Below are 12,984 nucleotides of genomic sequence, written 5' to 3'. Positions count from 1 at the left end.
ACCCCCGACCCTTCTGCCCCGGCAAGCTACACGCTTGTTCGACGGTGCGCGGCGGTTACCGCGCAGAAGCCCCCGGAAGGCGGACCTTCCGGGGGCTCGAGCCGTCTGCGGGGACCGGCCGGGATCGGCCGGGGATCAGCTGGCGCTGAAGGAGACGAACAGGTACTCGGGGTCGCCCTTGTCGGAGTACGGCTTCCTGGCCATGGTCCGGGAGATGAAGAGCTTGCCGTTGTGGTAGCGGTATTCGGAGTAGTCGGGCGAGTAACCGGTCTCGGCGGTCCGGCTGGCCTTCTCGGCCGGGTTCTCCATGAGGACGGTCTCCTTCATCGTCGTACCGTCGATGCTGACGATCTGGCCGCCCTTGTCGTAAGGGGGCTCCTTGTACGCGATGACGTTCGACCCGTCCATGCGGAGCGGGAACAGGGTGTACTTCTCGCCCGCGTCGGCGCGGTCGGTGGTCTCCTTGCCGGTCTCCAGGTCGAAGGAGAGCAGCTCGTTGGTGTCGCCGCCCGACTCCTTGCCCTGGTGCTCGATCGAGGGCAGGTAGAGCTTGCCGTTGCCGACCACGAAGCCGTGGCACTTCTCGACGTCGGTGCCGTTGCACTTGCCGCCGAAGTTGCCGGAGGCGAGCGAGATGCGTGCCTTCAGCTCGCCCTTGGGGTCGACGACGAAGAGGTCGCTGACGCCGGAGGCGTTCTTGGCGGCCTTGCCGACGTCGGCGGCGACGATGAGGGGCTTCGTGGAGACGATCGACGCCCACTCGATGCCCGGGGAGAGCTTGTACGAGGCCGTCTGCGCGCCGGTGGCCGGATCCAGGGTCTGGGCGTACAGCGTCTGGTTGTCGCCGCGGCCGCACTTGCGGATCACGCCGAGGGCCTCGCCGCCGGCGTAGCCGCTGTCGTAGCAGCCCTCGCCATCGGTCTTGGGCGTCCACAGGGACTTGCCGTCGGCGAGGTTCCAGGCGGCGCCGCCGCTGGTGCCGCCCGCGGCGACGGTCTGGCCGCTGATCGTGACCTCGTCGAAGAGGGCGGGCTTGTCGCCGGTGGTGGCGCCCTTGGCGTTGCCGGACCACAGGAGCTTGCCCGCGTTCAGGTCGATGACGCCGACCTCGGTGCACGCCGGGTACTTGACCTCGGGCGTGGGCTTCGCCGGCCGGAAGAGGACCGCCGTCTTGTTGTCGCTGACGTGCTTGGTCGCGCCGCAGAGCTCGCCCGGGAAGGGGATCTCCCACTTCTTGCCGCCGTCGACGGTGTTGTAGCCGACGACCTTCGCCACGTCGGACTTGACGTAGGTGGAGTCGGTGAGCCAGGAGCCCTCGACGTTGACGACATCTTCCGGGGTCGGGCTCGGCTGGTTGAACAGCGGCTTCGACTTGACGTTGGCGGGCGCCTTCTCCGAACCGGGCGTGCCGGCCTGCGCCTTGGTGCTCTGGCTGCCGTTCGGGGTGGGCTGCTTGCCGTCGCCGTCGTCGCCGGAGACGGACCAGAAGCCGGCTCCGACGATCAGGGAGACGGCCACGACGGCCGCGCCGACGATCATCAGCTGGGTGCGCTTTGCGTTGCCGCCGCCCGGGGCCGGGGGCCGGGCCGCCTGCATGGGGGCCGTGGGCGCGCCGAACTGCGGCGGGGCGCCGGCATCGGGGGCCGGCTGCTGCTGCGGGTAGCCGTAGCCCTGCTGCGGATAGCCGTAGGCCGGCTGCCCTTGCGGGGGCACGGCCGGCGTGGCCGGCATGGTGGGCGGTACGGGCGGCTGCTGCGGGGGCGCCGGCGGTACGGGCGGGCCCGGCTGCGGCGCGCCGAAGCCCCCGGGGTGGGGATCCTGCGGCGCTCCGAAGCCGCCGGCGGGCGGCTGGTTGGGGGGCGGCGGGGTACTCATGGCTTGCTACTGCCTCTCGGTGGGCGGCTCGGTGGACTCGTTCACTTGCCGAAGACCATCAGGAGCTTCTCGTCCTTGCCCTGGGCGAGAAGGCGGGTTTGGGAGATGAACAGCCGCCCGTCCACGTAGTCGACCTTCGGGGTGTAGAAGCTGCTCTCGACGGGAGCGGAGGATCCCGACGGGTTGCGCAGCAGCGCGGTGGGCGTGCCGCCTGCGGCCGGGATCGAGACGACCTCGCCGCCCTGGTCGGAGGTGGCCTTGCGGTAGGCGAGCAGCTGGCCGTTCGCGGCCCCGATCGGGGTGAGGGTGCGGCCGTCGCCGGCGGGGGTGCGCCACTTGACCTTGCCGGTGCCCAGGTCGAAGGCGACGATCTCGTTGGCCTTGCCGGATGCGGCGACGGTCGGCATGTAGAGGGTGTTCGCGTCCACGGCGGTGGTGGAGCAGACCTCGACGGAGCGGAAGAGGCCGCCGTCGCACTCGGTGGCGAAGCTGCCCTCGCCGCTGACGGTGGCGGTCTGCTTGCCGTCGGGTCCGATGACCACGATGGCGCGTTCCTTCTTGTCCTGGTTGCCGATGTCGAGGACGAGGGGGTCCAGCGAGTAGATGGCGGCGACCTTGTACTTCGCGGGCAGTTTGAAGGTCCAGCTCTTCTTGCCGGTGACGGGGTCGGCGGCCGACACCTCGCTGGAGAGGTCGTCGTCGTAGCAGGTGGAGACGGCGACCATCTTGCCGTTGTTGACGACGTACGAGTCGGGCTTGCAGCCCTCGGCGGTGGCGCTGCCGAAGAGCTTGTCGCCGGTGCTGACCTTGAAGGCGCTGGCGGTGCCACTGCGGCTGACGGCGACGGTGTCGCCGGTGATGCCCAGGCTGGGGCTGGTCATGATGTCGAAGAGGCCCTCCTTGGGGACCTCCTTCGTCCAGCCTTCCTTGCCCGCCTTGAGGTCGACCAGCTTCATCTGGTTGCAGGTGGCGCGGTCGCCGTCGCCGTCCTTGAACATGACGACGGTCTTGCCCTCGGCGGTGGTCTGCCGGGTGACGGAGCAGATAGGAGTGGGGAACGCGAGCGTCCACTTCTCCTTGCCGTCGGTGGCCCCGTAGGCGGTGAGGTTCTTCCAGACGCTCTTGACGACGGTGTCGCCGACGATCCACTGGCCGGCGGACTCCACGCCCATGCCGGGGCCGTCGATCTTGGCGGTCCTGAGCCAGAGGGCCTTGTCCTCGCCCTGCTTGCGGCCGGCGTTGAGGTCCTCGCCCGCCTTGGAGCCGCTGCCGCTGCCGTCGCCCTTGTCCACGTCGGCGGAGGGCTTGGCGTCGGTCGGGGCGGAGCTCTGCGCGACGGGCTTCTTCGGGTCCTCGCCGCTGCTGCCGGCGAAGGCGAAGTAGCCGCCGGTACCGAGGACGAGTACGCCGGCGGCGGCTGCGGCGATGACCACGGCCGTCTTCTTCTTGGGCGCCGCGCCCCCGGCCTGCTGCATCGCGGCGGTCGGCGGCCCGGGCGGCGGCGGGAGGTAGCCCTGCTGCGGCATCGGCGGCGGGGGCTGCATCGGGTGCATCGGCTGCGTCGGGGGCTGCTGGGCGTACGGGTTGTCGCCCTGCTGCGGGTACCCGTACCCGGACCCGGACTGCGGCGGGCCGGGCAGGTGGCCGTAACCGGAAGGTGTGGGCGGCTGGTTCGGCGGCTGGGGCGGCTCGGTCATCAGCGCATACCTTCGGCGTCGGGTGGCGTAGGGGGATGACCTTTCTATCACTGACAGCGCTCATACATCGGGCCGGTCCAGCCCCTGTTCCCAAGGGAGGACCGGCCCGTGACAACGCCGTTATCAGGTCAGTTGACCGCGAAGGACGGCCACATCCACGACACCCCTAGGCGTCCTCGGCCAGCTCGAGCCAGCGCATCTCCAACTCGTCGCGGTCCGAGATGAGTTCGCGCAGCTCCGCGTCGAGCTTCGCGACCTTGTCGAAATCGGTCGCGTTCTCGGCGATCTGGGCGTGCAGATTCGTCTCGCGGTCCGCCATCTTGTTGAGCTGGCGCTCGATCTTCGCGAGCTCCTTCTTCGCCGCGCGCGAGTCGCCCGAGGCAGTCGACTTGGCGGCGGCCGGGGCGGGCGCCGGGGCGGCCGCCTCGATCATCTTCTGCCGGCGCTCCAGGTACTCGTCGAGACCGCGCGGCAGCATCCGCAGGCTGGCGTCGCCCAGCAGCGCCATCACCGTGTCGGTGGTGCGCTCGATGAAGAACCGGTCGTGGGAGATCACGATCATCGAGCCCGGCCAGCCGTCGAGGAGGTCCTCGAGCTGGGTGAGGGTCTCGATGTCGAGGTCGTTGGTGGGCTCGTCGAGGAAGAGCACGTTGGGCTCGTCCATCAGCAGGCGCAGGATCTGCAGCCGGCGCCGCTCACCGCCGGAGAGGTCGCCGACGGGCGTCCACTGCTTCTCCTTGGTGAAACCGAACTGCTCGCACAGCTGACCGGCCGTCATCTCGCGGCCCTTGCCGAGGTCGACGCGGTCGCGTACGCGCTGCACCGCCTCCAGGACCCGCAGGGACGGGTCGAGTTCGCCGACCTCCTGGGAGAGGTACGCCAGCTTGACCGTCTTGCCGACGGTGACGCTGCCGGCGGCCGGCTGGACGTCGCCCTGGGTGCGGGCCGCCTCCGCGAGCGCGCGCAGCAGGGAGGTCTTGCCCGCGCCGTTGACGCCGACGAGGCCGACGCGGTCGCCGGGGCCGAGGTGCCAGGTGAGGTGCTTGAGCAGGGTCTTCGGCCCGGCCTGGACGGTGACGTTCTCCAGGTCGAAGACGGTCTTGCCGAGGCGGGCGTTGGCGAACTTCATCAGCTCGGACTTGTCGCGCGGCGGCGGCACGTCGGCGATGAGCTCGTTGGCCGCCTCGATGCGGTAGCGCGGCTTGGAGGTCCGGGCGGGGGCGCCGCGGCGCAGCCAGGCCAGCTCCTTGCGCATCAGGTTCTGCCGCTTGGACTCCTCCGTGGCGGCGATGCGGTCGCGCTCGGCGCGGGCGAAGACGTAGTCGCTGTAGCCGCCCTCGTACTCGAACACGGCGCCGCGCTGCACGTCCCACATGCGGGTGCAGACCTGGTCGAGGAACCAGCGGTCGTGGGTGACGCAGACGAGCGCGGAGCGGCGTTCCTGGAGGTGCTTGGCCAACCAGGAGATGCCCTCGACGTCGAGGTGGTTGGTGGGCTCGTCGAGGACGAGCAGGTCCTGGTCGGCGATGAGCAGTTGGGCGAGCGCGATGCGGCGGCGCTCACCGCCGGAGAGCGGGCCGATGACGGTGTCGAGGCCCTGGCCGAAGCCGGGGAGGTCGAGGCCGCCGAAGAGTCCGGTCAGCACGTCGCGGATCTTGGCGTTGCCGGCCCACTCGTGGTCGGCCATGTCCCGGATGATCTCGTGCCGGATGGTCGCCGAGGGGTCGAGGGAGTCGTGCTGGGTGAGCACGCCCATGCGCAGGCCGCCGCTCTGGGTGACCCGGCCGGTGTCGGGCTCCTCGAGCTTGGCGAGCATGCGGATGAGGGTGGTCTTGCCGTCGCCGTTGCGGCCCACGACACCGATCCGGTCCCCCTCGGACACGCCGAGGGAGATGCCGTCGAGCAGGGCACGGGTTCCGTACACCTTGCCGACTGCCTCGACATTGACCAGATTGACGGCCATCAGGAGCGCTCCAGGTGGGGGTCCCCCCGGACGGGTCCCGGGGGAGGGTGTGGATCAGCCCCCCAGCCTAACGCTCCGGGCCGCTCCGGAACGTTCCACCAGGAGCCAGCCGCCCAGCGCCATGGCGATCGCGGCGGGCGCCGTGACCGGAAGGGCGATCAGGGTGGCGCTGTGGCCTTCGAGGAGGCCGCCGAGCCCGGTCGTGGACAGGCCGAGGATGCCGAGCAGGCACAGGGTGGTGCCGAGGGCGGCCAGCGGCCCGCTGCCGGGCTCGGCCCCGGTGCGCACCGGGGCTTCGAACCTGCGGAAGAGGGCGACGAGTACGGCGGTCAGCCCGGCGGCGGCGAGCAGCCGCAGCGGCACCTGGGCCCACCAGGCGGCGGAGGCGGGCACGGGGAGCGCGATGCCGAGCGCGAGCTGGGCCGCGTAGACGGCGAGCATGGCGGTGAGGTGCCAGAGGAAGGCGGTCATGGCGATGCCGTTGGCGGCGACGACCGTGCGCCAGACGCGGGGGCGGGCGAGCCAGGCGGTGGCGGGGGCCGCGAGCAGCTGCACGGCGCCGACGAGCCACATCCCGTGCGCCAGCAGGGCGAGGGTGGGCGGGGCCATGTTGGAGACCTTCTCGCCGGGCATCCCGACCATGGACAGCGGGTACGGGCCGTACGCGACGAGCAGTACCGCGCCGGTGAGCCCGGCGGCGGCGAGCAGGCCGGGGCGGGTGATCCGGCCGTCGGCGCGCAGGAAGCCGAGCTGGTGCACGGCGAGCCAGACGAAGGCGAAGTTCAGGAACTCGACGTACGGAACGGCGAGCGCGAAGCGGAGCACGTCGACGGCGGCCGCGGACCCGGCGAGGAGGGCGAACGCCCCCCAGCCCCACCGCTGGTGGAGCGCCAGGAGGGCCGGGGTGAAGGCGACCATGGCGAGGTAGATCCCGATGAACCACAGCGGCTGGGTGACCAGCCGCAGGGCGGCCCCGGTCAGCCGCCCGTCCCCGCCGCCGGCGAGCTGCACGGCCAGCGCCCCGGCGGTCCAGACGAGGACGAACACGAGGGTGGGGCGCAGCAGCCGCTGGAGCCGGGCCCGCAGGAAGGCGGCGTAGACGGGCCGCCCTTCGGCCTTCCTGGCCAGGGACCGGTACGACAGGGCGTGCGAGAACCCGCCGACGAAGAAGAACACCGGCATGATCTGCAGGCCCCAGGTGAGCACCTGGAGCGCGGGGACGAGGGCGAGCAGGTTCCCTATGCCGTCGCTGCTGACGGCGGCCATCAGCCAGTGCCCGAAGAGCACGGTCCCGAGCGAGGCGACCCGCAGCAGGTCGACGTACCGGTCGCGGTCGGCGGGGGTGGCCTCGGCCATGGCCCGTGCGGTGGCTGTCATACGGCTTACGCTGCCGTGCGACCGGACGTCGCAACAGGGCGCGGATACTCACCCCGGGAGTGAGTAGCCGGCGCTGCCCGGTCAGCCGAGCCATCACACTCGGCTGTCCGCCTCAGCCTAGCCCCGGCTCAGGCTTCGTGAAGGACCGTTGCGCCCGCTGCCGGGGAGCCGGCCACTCGGGTCGTGCGGCAGGTGCCCGAGGCTTCGAGGGCCGCCGCCACCTTCTCGGCCGACTCCGCGTCCCGGCACAGGAAGGCCGTCGTGGGGCCCGAGCCCGAGACCAGCGCGGCGAGCGCACCGCCGTCGGCGCCCGCCGCCAGCGTCCCGGCCAGCTGCGGGCGCAGCGAGAGCGCCGCGGGCTGGAGGTCGTTGGCCAGTGTGGCCGCCAGCGCGTCCGCGTCGCCCGAGGCGAGGGCCGCCAGGAGCGCCGGGGAGGCATCGGGCTCCGGGATCTGCGTACCCTCCGCGAGGCGGTCGAACTCGCGGAACACCGCCGGGGTGGACAGGCCGCCGTCGGCCACCGCGAACACCCAGTGGAAGGTGCCCGCCTCGACCGGGGTGAGCAGCTCACCGCGGCCGGTGCCGAGCGCGGCCCCGCCGACCAGGCTGAAGGGGACGTCGCTGCCGAGCTCCGCGCAGATGTCGAGGAGCTGCGCACGCGGGGTGTTCAGACCCCACAGGGTGTCGCAGGCCAGCAGGGCCGCCGCGCCGTCCGCGCTGCCGCCCGCCATGCCGCCGGCGACCGGGATGTTCTTCGCGATGTGGAGGTGGACGGCGGGTTCGATCCCGGCCCGGGCCGCGAGGATCTCGGCGGCGCGCGCCGCGAGGTTCGTGCGGTCCAGCGGGACCTGGCCGGCGTCGGGTCCGGTGCAGCTGACGGTCAGGGCATCGGCCTCGGTGACCGTGACCTCGTCGTACAGCGACACCGCGAGGAAGACGTTGGCCAGGTCGTGGAAGCCGTCCGGCCGCGCCGCGCCCACCGCCAGCTGGACGTTGACCTTCGCGGGGACCCGTACGGTCACGGCCCGGCGGCTCTCGACGTGGTTCACAGCGCGGGCCTCTCCTGCGCGGGCTTGTGCTCGGCGATCGCCGCGAACTCCTCCACCGTCAGCGACTCGCCGCGCGCCTGCGGGGAGATCCCGGCGGCGACCAGCGCCGCCTCGGCGCCCGCCGCCGAGCCGGCCCAGCCGGCCAGCGCGGCGCGCAGCGTCTTGCGGCGCTGCGCGAAGGCCGCGTCCACGACGGCGAAGACCTCCGCCTTCGTGGCGGTCGTCTTGATCGGCTCGGCCCGCCGCACCAGCGACACCAGGCCCGAGTCCACGTTCGGCGCGGGCCAGAAGACCTTGCGGCCGATGGACCCGGCGCGCTTGACGTGCGCGTACCAGTTCGCCTTGACGGAGGGCACCCCGTACACCTTGTTGCCCGGCTCGGCGGCCAGCCGGTCGGCGACCTCCGCCTGCACCATCACCAGCGTGCGCTCGATGGTCGGGAAGCGGTCCAGCATGGTCAGCAGCACCGGTACGGCCACGTTGTACGGGAGGTTCGCGACGAGCGCGGTCGGCGGCGGGCCCGGCAGCTCCTCGACCAGCATCGCGTCGGAGTGCACCAGCGCGAAGCGGTCCTTGCGCGCGGGCATCCGCGCCTCGATGGTGGCGGGCAGCGCCGCGGCCAGGACGTCGTCGATCTCGACGGCGATGACCCGGTCGGCGGCCTCCAGCAGCGCGAGCGTCAGCGACCCCAGCCCCGGGCCGACCTCGACGACCACGTCGTCGGGCCGCACCTCGGCGGTGCGCACGATCCGGCGCACCGTGTTGGCGTCGATGACGAAGTTCTGGCCCTTCTGCTTCGTCGGCCGTACGCCGAGTACGGCGGCCAGTTCCCGGATCTCTGCCGGTCCGAGAAGGGCGTCGGGGGGCGTGCTGGTCGAAGGCTCGGGCTGCTGCTCTGCGGTGCTCACCGGTAAAGCCTACGGCCGCAGTGGGGCCACGGAGTCGCGCCCCGTTGTACGTAGAGCTTCTTCGCCCGGTACGTCTGTTCCGCGCCCGGGGCGTCCTGCGGGCGTCCGGAGCCGCCGAGGCTCTGCCAGGTGCGGACGTCGAACTGGTACAGGCCGCCGTACGTGCCCGAGGCGTCGGTGGCTGCGGGGCGGCCGCCGGACTCGCACTGGGCCAGTGCCCCCCAGTCGAGGCCGTCCGCCCCGGAGACGGAGGACGGCAGCGGCTTCGTGCCGACCTTGACCAGCTGGGTGACGGGCTCGCGGACGACCTCCTCGGCGATCTTGCGGGGCTTCTGCTGCACCCCGTTGACCGTGCGCAGGGCGTACGTGACCCGGCGCGCTCCGGGGCGGCCCGCCCGCTCGACGAGCTCGGTGCCGGCGAACAGGTCGGCGTCCTCGGACTGCTCGGTCTCGTACGGGATGCGCTCCTCGCGGACCTCGCGGGTGCCGGTGATGCGGAGCACGGTGACGGTCTGGCCGTCGCGCGGGAAGGAGTCGGGCGGGACGGAGGTGGTGTCCTGGCCCTGGAGGGTGATCCCGGCCTGGCCGAGGGCCTCCCGGACGGTGGCCGCGTTGGTGCGGATGGTGCTTTCGCGGCCGTCCGACATGAAGGTGACGCTGCGTTCGGTGCGGACGGCGAGAGCGAGGCCGGCGCGGGGCACGGGGGCGGTGCGCGGGGCGGAGAGGTAGGCGCCCTCGACGCGGACGCCGAACTGGCGCAGCGCGCCCTCGACGGTGCCGGCCGTGGTCCACACCTGGCGGCTCTGTCCGTCGAGGGTCAGGCGCACGGGGCGGCCGTAGCGCACGACGATCTCGTCGCCGTCGTCGAGGGCTTCGGTGCGGGCGGGGGCGACGAGGTCGTGGGGGCCGACGCCGACCCCTTCGGCGGCGAGGAGCTCGTCGACGTCGCCGGCGAAGGTGTGCAGCGTCCGGGGCTCCCCGTCCACGGTGAGGCGGACCGATTTGTCGGCGGCGACGAAGGCCGTGGTGCCGCCGGCCAGGAAGGCGACGACGAGCGCCTGCGGGACGATCCGCCGCCAGCTGTCGCGCCCCGCGGCCGTCGTGGCGGGGGCGGTACGGCGCCGCCGGCCGGTCCCGGCGGGGACGGCTTGGATGCCGGTGGCGGCGCCGAAGCCGGGGGCTCGTCCGGGGCCGGCGGCTGCGCCGGTGCCCGGGGGCGGCGGGCCGGGGTCCGGGCTGCGGCGGCGCCCGGTGCCGGGTCCGGCGGGCGCCAGGAGTTCCGCGCCCGCGGCGGGCGCGGCCCGGCGCCGCCCGGTGGGGGCGGGCGGCGCCGCGGGTACGGGGCCGGCCTCGACGATCCGGCGGCGCCGGGCGGCCCGCCGGTCGCCGGTGCGCGGGGCGGGTACCACGGCCGGGTCCGGGTCCGGGGCGGCTTCGTCCCCGTACGCCCCGGTGAAAGAACTCTCGCTCACGACGCTCGCTCCACTGGTCCGGCCCCATCGGTTCGGGCACGGCACCCTAGCGGACGTCCGTCACTCGACAAAGTCGAGCGGCTACCCAGCGTGTCGGCCGTCTCTGCGGGCTCGGCGGTCCTCAGTAGGCGAAGGCGCGCGCCGTGTTCGCCGCCAGGGCGGTGGCCATCGCGTCTTCGTCGATCCCCCGTACCGCCGCCATCGCCCGTACGGTCAGCGGAATGAGGTACGGCGCGTTGGGCCGTCCGCGGTACGGCGCCGGGGTGAGGTACGGGGCGTCCGTCTCGACGAGCACCAGCTCCAGCGGGGCCACGGCGAGGGCTTCGCGCAGCGGCCGGGCGTTCTTGAACGTCACGGTCCCGGCGAAGGACATGTAGTACCCGGCGGCGGCGCATGCGCGGGCCATCTCGGCGTCCCCGGAGTAGCAGTGGAAGACGGTCCGCTCGGGCGCACCCTCCTCGCGCAGGATGCGCAGGACGTCGGCGTGGGCCTCCCGGTCGTGGATGACCAGGGCCTTGCCCTGCCGCTTCGCGATCTCGATGTGGGCGCGGAAGGAACGCTCCTGCGCGGCCATGCCGTCGGGACCGGTGCGGAAGTAGTCGAGTCCGGTCTCGCCGACGGCCTTGACGTGGGCGAGCTTCGCGAGCTCCTCGATCTCGGCCAGCGCCTCGTCGAGCGCGGCCTCGCCGCCGCCCGCCCGCGCGCCCTGGCGGGACCACCCGTCGGGATCCCCGAGCACGATGCGGGGCGCTTCGTTCGGGTGAAGGGCGACGGCCGCGTGGACGTTCTCGTACGCGGCGGCGGTCTCGGCCGCCCAGCGGGAGCCCTTCACGTCGCAGCCCACCTGGACGACGGTGGTCACCCCGACCGAGGCGGCCTTGGCGAGGCCTTCCTCGACGGTGCCGCCCTGCATGTCCAGATGGGTGTGGGAATCGGCGACCGCCACCCGCAGGGGTGCGGGCAGCGGCGGCGGGGTGTCCTTCGTGGCGTCCTTGGCGGCAGTGCTCATACGGCCGATCTTATGACCGGCGGAAGATCCTCATCAGGCGGGAGAGCCAGCCCCCGCGCTCCTCGGCTTCGTCCACCGGGACGGGCCCGGGGGCGTCGTGCAGCGGGATCCTGCGCTGCTTCGGGGCCCGCGGGACGTTCGCGCCGGCCGGCACCGGGCCGGCGATCCCGGGCGAGATGCGGTGGTGGTAGATCTTGTCGATCGTACCGAGCACCGACGACACCTGGCCTTCCCGCATGATCCGCACCACGTGCCCGCCGCAGTTGTGGCAGGTCGGGTTCGACAGCGGGGAGGGCACCCGCTCGCCCTTGACGGTGTAGATGATGAAGGGCTGGCCCTTGCCGTCGACGTGGTGCTCGATCTCGTAGCCCTGCTCCCAGGCGTACCCGCACTTCATGCACGCGAACGAGTAGGCCTCGTGCACGGTGTGCACCGCGGGCCTCGGTACGGAAACGGGTGCTGCGGGGGCGGGGACGGAGGCGGGGACGGGTACCGAGGTGTCTGCGATCTCACTCATGCCAGCTCCTCTTTTTCCACTGGTGCCATTGCCAGTGGACGCCTCTTCGGGCGGGAGCGCATCAGGCCCTGTCCAGTGTTGGACGGCCTTTGGGCGACTCATGTCCCAAAGCGCCCGGTGCGCGGTCTGAGCTTTGCTTTTCAGGTTAGCTCTTTACCGTCTTACAGCACCTTTTGAGCCGCATTCTTTGCCGCGACCACTGCGTCGAAGACCTCCCGCTTGGGTACTCCGGCCTCGGCCGCGACCGCCGCGATGGCTTCTTTTCGCCGCTCCCCGGCCTCCTCGCGCACGCGCACCCTGCGCACCAGCTCCTCGGCGTCCACATCACCGGGCCGGGCCGCCGGTGCGCCCTCCACGACGACGGTGATCTCCCCGCGCACACCCTCCGCGGCCCAGGCCGCCAGCTCGCCGAGCCCGCCGCGCTTGACCTCCTCGTACGTCTTGGTCAGCTCGCGGCACACGGCGGCCCGCCGGCTCGCGCCGAAGACCTCGGCCATCGCGGCGAGGGTGTCGTCGAGCCGGTGCGGGGCCTCGAAGTAGACGAGCGTGCGCCGCTCGCCCTCGACCTCGCGGAGCCGGCCGAGGCGCTCGCCCGCCTTGCGCGGCAGGAACCCCTCGAAGCAGAAGCGGTCCACCGGCAGCCCCGACAGGGCGAGCGCGGTGAGCACCGCGGACGGCCCGGGCACGGCGGTGACCTTGATGTCCTTCTCGACGGCGGCGGCGACCAGCCGGTAGCCGGGGTCGGAGACGGACGGCATGCCGGCGTCGGTCACCAGCAGCACCCGCTTGCCCTGCTCCAGCGCCTCGACCAGCTCCGGGGTGCGCGCCGATTCGTTGCCCTCGAAGTACGAGACGACGCGCCCGGTGGTGTGCACGCCGAGCCCCTGGGTCAGCCGGCGCAGCCGCCGGGTGTCCTCGGCGGCGACCACCTCGGCCCGCTCGAGCTCGGCCGCGAGCCGGGGCGGGGCGTCGGCGAGATCGCCGATCGGGGTGCCGGCGAGCACGAGCACTCCGGCGGAGGAGGAGGTCGCGGAGGGGGTTTCGGAGCCGGTGGGCTGGTCAGTCGTCACCCGCCCATCCTCTCAGCCGTCCTGCCCGGCACACGTCATCCGTCCCA

At 72.6% G+C, this 12,984-nt stretch carries 10 protein-coding genes; all 10 read right to left on the bottom strand.

The window, feature by feature from the left end; translation table 11 throughout:
* Window positions 1-135: 135 nt before the first annotated feature.
* The gene (locus OG299_RS23575) at window positions 136-1,875 is read right to left on the bottom strand and encodes an outer membrane protein assembly factor BamB family protein (RefSeq protein WP_327362537.1); all 1,740 of its coding nucleotides are present in this window, start codon (window positions 1,873-1,875) and stop codon (window positions 136-138) included.
* Between the two features lie 41 nt (window positions 1,876-1,916).
* A complete protein-coding gene (locus OG299_RS23570; protein WP_327362536.1) occupies window positions 1,917-3,572 on the bottom strand; it encodes an outer membrane protein assembly factor BamB family protein in 1,656 nt (551 codons plus the stop codon).
* Between the two features lie 166 nt (window positions 3,573-3,738).
* Window positions 3,739-5,535 carry an ABC-F family ATP-binding cassette domain-containing protein gene (locus OG299_RS23565; protein WP_327362535.1) on the bottom strand — a complete coding sequence of 599 codons (1,797 nt, stop codon included), beginning with the start codon at window positions 5,533-5,535 and terminating at the stop codon, window positions 3,739-3,741.
* Window positions 5,536-5,589: 54 nt separating this feature from the next.
* Entirely contained in the window at window positions 5,590-6,912 is a 1,323-nt protein-coding gene (locus OG299_RS23560; RefSeq protein ID WP_327362534.1) for an acyltransferase family protein, read from the bottom strand.
* Between the two features lie 128 nt (window positions 6,913-7,040).
* Complete coding sequence (locus OG299_RS23555; RefSeq protein ID WP_327362533.1) at window positions 7,041-7,961, bottom strand: 4-(cytidine 5'-diphospho)-2-C-methyl-D-erythritol kinase; 921 nt, start codon at window positions 7,959-7,961, stop codon at window positions 7,041-7,043.
* A complete protein-coding gene (rsmA, locus tag OG299_RS23550; RefSeq protein ID WP_266628592.1) occupies window positions 7,958-8,869 on the bottom strand; it encodes a 16S rRNA (adenine(1518)-N(6)/adenine(1519)-N(6))-dimethyltransferase RsmA in 912 nt (303 codons plus the stop codon). Before rsmA ends, OG299_RS23555 begins: the two co-directional genes overlap by 4 nt.
* Entirely contained in the window at window positions 8,866-10,341 is a 1,476-nt protein-coding gene (locus OG299_RS23545; protein WP_327362532.1) for a resuscitation-promoting factor, read from the bottom strand. The genes rsmA and OG299_RS23545 overlap by 4 nt, the downstream gene beginning before the upstream one ends.
* 121 nt (window positions 10,342-10,462) lie before the next feature.
* Complete coding sequence (locus OG299_RS23540; RefSeq protein ID WP_327362531.1) at window positions 10,463-11,350, bottom strand: TatD family hydrolase; 888 nt, start codon at window positions 11,348-11,350, stop codon at window positions 10,463-10,465.
* 10 nt (window positions 11,351-11,360) lie between these two features.
* Complete coding sequence (locus OG299_RS23535) at window positions 11,361-11,867, bottom strand: hypothetical protein (protein ID WP_399851575.1); 507 nt, start codon at window positions 11,865-11,867, stop codon at window positions 11,361-11,363.
* Between the two features lie 161 nt (window positions 11,868-12,028).
* Entirely contained in the window at window positions 12,029-12,937 is a 909-nt protein-coding gene (gene rsmI, locus OG299_RS23530) for a 16S rRNA (cytidine(1402)-2'-O)-methyltransferase (protein WP_399851577.1), read from the bottom strand.
* Window positions 12,938-12,984 lie beyond the last annotated feature (47 nt).

The sequence above is a fragment of the Streptomyces sp. NBC_01296 genome (assembly GCF_035984415.1).
In the GTDB taxonomy this organism is placed as follows: Bacteria; Actinomycetota; Actinomycetes; order Streptomycetales; family Streptomycetaceae; genus Streptomyces.
The sequence above is the reverse complement of the archived record's forward strand: the minus strand, read 5'-3'. Positions and strand labels throughout refer to the sequence as shown.